Genomic DNA, 7,182 nt, shown 5'->3' with positions numbered 1-7,182 from the left:
GAGGGGGCCAAAACTGCACTTTCGCGGGGAGTGGGCGGTGAGGTTGGGTTAGGCGGTGGTTTGCGGGGCGTGGTGGACCGGGAAGTTGACGGATGCCGCGATGAAGCAGAGCCCGGCGGCCTCCGCGTGCAGGGACTCGGCCAAGGCGATCTGTCCGGGGTCGGCCACCGTGACCCGGGGCCGGAGGGTTGCCTCGGTGAAGTGACCGCCGCCATCCTTCGTCTGCACCATGGTTCCGGTCGCGTCGTCGGTGTAGTCGACGACGACGACCCCGTGCCGGACGGCGACGTGCAGGTACGACATCAGGTGGCACTCGCTCAGCGCGGCCAGCAGCAGTTCCTCTGGGTTCCACCGGTCGGCGTTGCCGTGGAAGCTGCGATCGGCCGACGCCTCGATCGGGGGCTTGCCCGCCGCACTGATCGAATGTTCCCTGCCATACTCCCGGTAGCCACTGGTGCCGGTGCCCCGATTTCCCGTCCAGGCGACCTTGACGGCGTAGCGATGATCACCATTCACGGCGTCTCCTCCTCGGTGCGGTCTGCAGGAACCGATTCTCGCAGCAAAACGCTGCCGCACGGGCCGGGCCGGTCGGTAAACTGGATCACATCATGACAGACACGCTGACGCCCTCGACCACCCCGTCCACCCCCGCCGCACCGGTCTACACCGTGTCGCAGGAGCGCAGGATCGTGACCGCGATCCCCGGGCCGCGCTCGACCGAGTTGCAGGAGCGACGCCTGGCCACGGTCTCCGGCGGCGTGAGCAGCGCGCTTCCGGTCTACATCGCCAAGGCGAACGGGGCGATCATCGTCGACGTCGACGGCAACCAGTTCATCGACCTCGGTGCGGGCATCGGCGTGACCACGATCGGCCACACCGAGACGAGCGTCGTCGCGGCCGCAGTCGCCCAGACCCAGGACTTCATCCACACCCTCTTCACGATCACGCCCTACGAGGAGTACGTGCGCGTCTGCGAGCTGCTCGCGGCGCACACCCCCGGCTCCTGGCCGAAGAAGTCGGTCCTGATCAACTCGGGCGCCGAGGCCGTGGAGAACGGCGTGAAGATCGCCCGCAAGTACACCGGCCGCCGCGCCGTCGCCGTGCTCGACCACGCGTACCACGGCCGCACCGTGCTCACCATGGCGATGAACTACAAGGCGATGCCGTATGCGACCGGCTACGGCCCGCTCGCCAGCGATGTCTACCACGCCCCCAGCTCCTACCCGTACCACGACGGCCTCAGCGGTGCGGATGCCGCCAAGCGCACCATCGGCTACCTCGAGAAGGTCGTCGGCGCGACCGACCTCGCCTGCCTCGTCGTCGAGCCCATCCAGGGTGAGGGTGGCTTCATGGTTCCGGCCGACGGCTACTTCACCGCACTGCAGGAATGGTGCACGGCCAACGGCGTCGTCATGATCGCCGATGAGATCCAGAGCGGCATGGCCCGCACCGGCAAGTACTACGCCAGCGAACACTTCGGCTGGACCCCTGACCTCGTGCTCACCGCCAAGGGCATCGCCGGCGGGATGCCGCTGGCTGCGGTCACGGGGCGCGCCGAGATCATGGATGCGTCCCAGCCCGGCGGCCTGGGCGGCACCTTCGGCGGCAACCCCGTCTCCTGCGCCGCAGCGATCGCGGTCTTCGAATCGATCGAGAACAACAACCTCCTCGCGGAGGGGGCCCGGATCGAGAAGACCCTGCGCACCGGTCTCGAGGCACTCAAGGCGAAGTACGACATCATCGGCGAAATCCGCGGACGCGGCGCCATGATCGCGATCGAGCTCGTGCAGCCCGGCACCGGGGACACCACCAAGGAGGCCAACGCCGGCGCCGTCTCGTCGATCGCCGCCTACGCGGCCCAGCACGGTGTGCTCCTGCTCACCGCCGGAACCTACGGCAACGTGCTTCGTTTCCTGCCGAGCCTCGCCGTGACCGACGCCCTGCTCGTCGATGCCCTCTCGGTCATCGACGACGCGATCGCCGCGCTCTAAGCCCGCGCAAGCCAGTGCCCTCTCCCTACACTGCGACCGTCAACGGTGCGCACACCTTCTCGGTCGCCGACTCGGTCGAACTCGCCGTCGTCGAACGCAGCGGCTTCATCGAATCGAGGCACGCGGGCTCCGCGGTCGTGCTCACCAGCGAGGGCGCGGTCCTCCGTGCCCTCGGCGACGTGACCACGCCGATCTTCCCCCGGTCATCGATGAAACCATTCCAGGCCATCGCCGTGATGGCCAGCGGCGTCACGCTGCGCGGCGAGGACGCGGCGATCGCCACGGCCAGCCACACCGGCACCCAACGGCACGCCGACCTCGTGCGCGGGCTGCTGGCGCGGGCGGGAATTCCCGAGTCCGCACTCGCCTGCCCCGCGGCGTGGCCGGACGACTCTGCCACCCGGGACGCGCTCGTGCGGCTCGGGGCCGGCAAGGCCCCGATCTACATGAACTGTTCCGGCAAGCACTCGGCGATGCTCGTGGCCTGCAAGCAGAACGGCTGGGCCCTCACCGGATACCTCGACCCCGAGCATCCGTTGCAGAAGCGCATCCTCGACGTCGTCGAACGGTTCACCGGCGAGCGCCCGTCCGCGAGCGGGATCGACGGCTGCGGCGCCCCCGTGCACGCCCTGTCGTTGACGGCCCTGGCCCGCGGCATCGCCCGGATCGCCACGTCCAAGTCGAACTCGCCGTTCGCGATTTACCGCGAGGCGGGCTTCCTCGCCGAGGCCGTTCGCCAGAACGGCTGGGTCATCGCCGGCCCCGGCATGTCGGACACCATCGTGATCGAACGGCTCGGCCTGTTCATCAAGACCGGAGCGGAGGGCATCATGGTGGCCTCCGCCGCAAACGGGACCACCGTCGCGCTGAAGATCCTCGACGGCAACCTGCGGGCCGCGACCATCGTCGGGCTTCGACTTCTGGCGGATGCCGGGGCCATCGCGCACACCGACGTCGAGGCGCTGCTGCCCGACCTGGGCCTCGCCGTCTACGGCGGCGGTCGCCAGGTCGGCCAGATCCACGCCAGCTACGTCTGAGCCGGGGTCAGTCCTTCGCGAGCCGTTTCGCCCTGGCCGAGGCTGACACCTGCGCGCTGACGACGATCACCAGCGCGAGGATGAAGACCGCCGAGGCCACCACATTCGCCTCCGCCGGGATGCCGCGCGCCGCCGAAATGTAGATGTACTTCGGGAAGGTCGTCACCGCCCCGGAGTTGAAGTTGGTGATGATGAAGTCGTCGAAGCTCAGCGCGAACGAGAGCAACGCGGCGGCGAGGATACCCGGCAACAGCAACGGGAACGTGATCCGCAGGAAGACCTGGCCTGGGGAACCGTAGAGGTCGCGGCCGGCCTCCTCGAGCGCGGGGTCGAGGCTCGCAACCCGCGCCTTGACCGTGACCACCACGAAGCTGATGCAGAACATGGTGTGCGCCAGGATGATCGTCAGCATGTCCTTGGGCACGCCGACCGAGAGGAACTGCGCGGCCAGACCGGCGCCGAGCACGACCTCAGGGGTGGCCATCGGCAGGAACAGCAGCAGACTTGTGGCGGAGCGGAACCGGAACCGATACCGCACGATGGCAATCGCGATCATGGTGCCGAGGGTGGTCGCAGCCACGGTCGCGACCGCGCCGATGATCAGGCTGTTGCTGAACGCCTGGCAGACCGCACCGTTCTGAACGTTGCAGACGTTCAACCACTTGTCGAACGTGAAGCCGCGCCAGGTGATGTTCGACTTCTGGGAATCGTTGAAGGAAAAGATGAAGGTGTACACGATCGGCACCATCAGGAACACGAGGGCGAGCACGGAGTAGACGGGAAGCAGCCACCGCCCGAGCGAGATTTTCACAGCAGCTCCTCCGTTCCGGCACGCTTGACGTAGACCATCACGATGACCAGGATGACGGTCATCAGAATGATCGAGAGGGCCGCCGCGGCAGGGTAATTCTGCAGGACAAGGAAGTTCGCCTCGATCACGTTTCCGATCATCTGGCTGTCGGGCCCGCCGAGGAAGTCCCGGCTGGCGTTCACATAGTCGCCGGCCGCGGGGATGAAGGTCAGCAGGGTACCCGCCACGATCCCCGGCATCGAGAGCGGGATGGTCACCTTGCGGAACACCTCCACCGGGTGAGCGTAGAGGTCGCTGCCGGCCTCGAGGTAGCGCGTGTCGAGCCGCTCGAGCGTGGTGTACAGCGGCAGGGTCATGAACGGGATGAAGTTGTAGGTCAACCCGAAGATGACGGCCGCAGATGTTCCGGTGAAGTGGGCATCCGGAGCCATCAGGGCAACGGCCTTCAGCGAGGTGATGATGAACGACTCGTCGGAGAGGATCTGCTTCCAGGCCAGCGTGCGCAACAGGAAACTGATGAAGAACGGGGCGATGACGAGCACGAGCATCAGGCTCTGGACCAGGGGCCAGCGCCTGGCCGTGACACCGATGAAGTAGGCGAGTGGATAGCTGAAGATCAGGGCGAGCACCGTGGCGGTGAGCGCGAAGGCGAACGAGCGCAGGATGTGCGGCAGGTAGGCGGTGACAACCTCGACGTAGTTCTCCCAGCGGAAGGCATAGGCGTACTGGCCGATGTCGCCGCCCTCGATCGGAGTCTGGAACGAGGTCAGCAGCAGGGAAACCAGCGGAGTGAGGAAGAACAGCACCAGGTAGAGGATGCCGGGGAGCAGCAACAAGAGTGCGACCGGGCTCTTGCGCCGGGGAGCCTGGTCGGCATCGCTGGTTGTGGTGGCGAACGCGGCGAACGCCATCGTCAGATCTCCTCGAGCTCCGTGACCAGAGAAGCCCGCCTCTGCGCCGCGATGCTCCTCGTGGTGGTGTCGGACTCGAACTTGGGCGTGTCGCCGGGTTCGTCCTCAAGACCGAAGCCGTGCTCGATCGCCCAGCTGACCCAGACCTCCGCGTGCTCGTCGGCAACGGGACCGAACCCCATATTCTGGGCGAAGACGACCAGGTTACCGAGGTGCGGAACGTCGATCAGGTACTGCGTGCTCACGCCGCTGAACGAGACGTCGATCACCCGGCCCGGACCCAGGGTGTTGCGGGCCGCGTCGTCAGCGGGGGCCGACAGGTGCAGGCTGAGCTTCTCGGGACGGATCCCGATGGTGACCTCGCCGATGTGACGGTGGGCCCGCGCAGCCGGGACGACGATGTTGTGCCCCGCAACGCCCACCGAGATGGCATCACGGGTACTGCCGACGACCGGGCCGGTGAACAGGTTCGACTGGCCGAGGAAGTTCGCCACGAATGCGGTCTTCGGCAGCTCGTAGAGCTCTTCGGGCGCGCCCATCTGCTCGATCCGACCCTTGTTCATCACCGCGACGGTGTCGGCCATGGTCATGGCCTCCTCCTGGTCGTGGGTCACGTGCAGGAAGGTCAGGCCCACTTCCTCCTGGATGGCCTTGAGCTCCAGCTGCATCTGCCGGCGAAGCTTGAGGTCGAGGGCGCCGAGCGGCTCGTCGAGCAGCAGCAGGGCCGGCCGGTTGACGATCGCCCGCGCCAGCGCCACGCGCTGCTGTTGGCCGCCGGAGAGCTGCTGCGGTTTGCGCGCGGCAAGGTGGTCCAATTCGACCAGCCGGAGGGCCTCGTGGGCCTTGGCGACGGGCTCATCGATCCGGCGGCGCCGGAGGCCGAACGCCACGTTTTCGAGCACGGTCATGTGCGGGAAGAGCGCGTAGCTCTGAAAGACGGTGTTGACCGGGCGCTGGAACGATTTCTGATCGGTGACGTCCGTCCCGCCGATCAGGATCCGGCCCGCTGTCGGCGCTTCGAGGCCCGCCACCAGCCGGAGGGTGGTGGTCTTACCGCACCCGGACGGCCCGAGCAGGGCGAAGAAGGACCCAGCCGGAATCTTCAGGTCCAGGTGTTCAATTGCCGTGAAGCCGGGGAACCGCTTCTGAATGCCGACCAATTCGAGGTCGGCCCCCTGCGCCGCGAACGCGCCTGTGCTCATCGTTTAGGACCCAAGCAGGATGCTCTGGAATGCCGCGTCGTACTTTTGTTCCTCCGCGCCGCTCAAGGGGCGGAAAACGTGTGCCTTGGCCAGGGTGGCGTCGTCGGGGAAGATCAGCTGGTTGTTGGCGAGCTCCGGGTCGATCGCCATGGCCGCTTCCTTGGCCCCGGCGACCGGGGTGATGTAGTTCACGTACGCCGCGACCTCAGCCGCGACGGCGGGGTCGTAGTAGTAGTTGATCATTTCTTCGACGTTCGCCTTGTGGGTCGAGCCGATCGGAACGACGAAGTTGTCGTTCCACAGGGTGCCGCCCTTTTCCGGCACGATGAACTCCCACTTGTCGCCGTTCTCGGCGTTCAGCTGCACAATGTCGCCCGACCAGACGATGGCCGCGAGGGTATCCCCGTTGATCAGGTCTTCCTTGTAGGAGTTGCCCTTGATGTTGCGCACCTGACCATCGGAGACCTGCTTCTTGAGCACGTCGATGGCGGCGTTGAACTCGTCGTCACCCCAGTCCCCCGCGATGTCGACGCCGGCATCCTGCATCAACAGGCCCATGGTGTCGCGCATCTCAGAGAGCACACCGACGCGCCCCTTGAGCTTGGCGTCCCAGAGTTCCTCGACCGAGCTGATCCCGTTCGGGAGCTTTTCCTTGTTCCAGCAGATCCCCGCGAAACCGCCCTGCCACGGCACGCTCATCTTGCGGCCCTTGTCGAAGCCGACATCCTTGAGCGACGGCAGCAGGTTGGCCAGGTTCGGGATTTTGGCGTGGTCGAGTTCCTGGGTGTAGCCGAGCCGGATCAGCCGGCCGGCCATCCAGTCGGTGAGGCAGACGGTGTCGGCGCCGATGTCCTTGCCGAGGGCCAGCTGGTCCTTCACCTTGCCGTAGTAGGTGTTGTTGTCATCGACGGCCTCGGTGTACTTGACCTTGATGCCGGTGTCCGCGGTGAACGCGTCGAGTGTCGGGTAGTTGCCCGAATCGTCCACGTCGATGTACAGGGCCCAGTTATCCCAGCGGACGGTCTTTTCGGTGCCGGACTTGTCCGTTGCCGCCGTCGGCTTGGTCGCGCCCCCGGTCGAGCACGCGGCGAGTGCGAGTGTCGCCGCCCCTGCTCCGGCTCCGGTGAGGAGAGTGCGTCGGCCCATCCGAGACTGCTGGGCCTGACGAATGAGCTGCTGGATCATCGGGTCTGCGGGCAACGGCTTGGGCGTCATCTGTGGATCTCCTTG

General features: G+C 66.5%; 7 protein-coding genes. 2 read left to right on the top strand and 5 right to left on the bottom strand.

Features of this window, described 5'->3' with window-relative positions:
• Nucleotides 1–48: 48 nt before the first annotated feature.
• The gene (locus QMG61_RS01765) at nucleotides 49–516 is read right to left on the bottom strand and encodes an OsmC family protein (RefSeq protein ID WP_283492609.1); all 468 of its coding nucleotides are present in this window, start codon (nucleotides 514–516) and stop codon (nucleotides 49–51) included.
• Between the two features lie 92 nt (nucleotides 517–608).
• On the opposite strand from QMG61_RS01765, the gene gabT reads away from it, so the two are divergent.
• Nucleotides 609–1,991 carry a 4-aminobutyrate--2-oxoglutarate transaminase gene (gabT, locus tag QMG61_RS01760; RefSeq protein WP_283492608.1) on the top strand — a complete coding sequence of 461 codons (1,383 nt, stop codon included), beginning with the start codon at nucleotides 609–611 and terminating at the stop codon, nucleotides 1,989–1,991.
• A gap of 14 nt (nucleotides 1,992–2,005) precedes the next feature.
• Nucleotides 2,006–3,028 carry an asparaginase gene (locus tag QMG61_RS01755; RefSeq protein WP_283492607.1) on the top strand — a complete coding sequence of 341 codons (1,023 nt, stop codon included), beginning with the start codon at nucleotides 2,006–2,008 and terminating at the stop codon, nucleotides 3,026–3,028.
• Nucleotides 3,029–3,035: 7 nt separating this feature from the next.
• On the opposite strand, the gene QMG61_RS01750 is transcribed toward QMG61_RS01755, so the two are convergent.
• The 4 genes from QMG61_RS01750 to QMG61_RS01735 are packed head-to-tail and all read right to left on the bottom strand — an operon-like array spanning nucleotide 3,036 to nucleotide 7,167.
• Nucleotides 3,036–3,839, bottom strand: a complete 804-nt coding sequence (locus tag QMG61_RS01750; RefSeq protein WP_283492606.1) for an ABC transporter permease — start codon at nucleotides 3,837–3,839, stop codon at nucleotides 3,036–3,038.
• A complete protein-coding gene (locus QMG61_RS01745) occupies nucleotides 3,836–4,750 on the bottom strand; it encodes an ABC transporter permease (protein ID WP_283492605.1) in 915 nt (304 codons plus the stop codon). Before QMG61_RS01745 ends, QMG61_RS01750 begins: the two co-directional genes overlap by 4 nt.
• A gap of 2 nt (nucleotides 4,751–4,752) precedes the next feature.
• Nucleotides 4,753–5,952, bottom strand: a complete 1,200-nt coding sequence (locus QMG61_RS01740; RefSeq protein ID WP_283492604.1) for an ABC transporter ATP-binding protein — start codon at nucleotides 5,950–5,952, stop codon at nucleotides 4,753–4,755.
• A gap of 3 nt (nucleotides 5,953–5,955) precedes the next feature.
• Complete coding sequence (locus QMG61_RS01735; RefSeq protein ID WP_283492603.1) at nucleotides 5,956–7,167, bottom strand: ABC transporter substrate-binding protein; 1,212 nt, start codon at nucleotides 7,165–7,167, stop codon at nucleotides 5,956–5,958.
• Nucleotides 7,168–7,182: the final 15 nt, after the last annotated feature.

Origin of the sequence: Cryobacterium sp. PH31-AA6, assembly GCF_030063195.1 — a bacterium.
GTDB lineage: Bacteria > Actinomycetota > Actinomycetes > Actinomycetales > Microbacteriaceae > Cryobacterium.
This window is presented reverse-complemented; position numbering and strand designations above follow the sequence as displayed.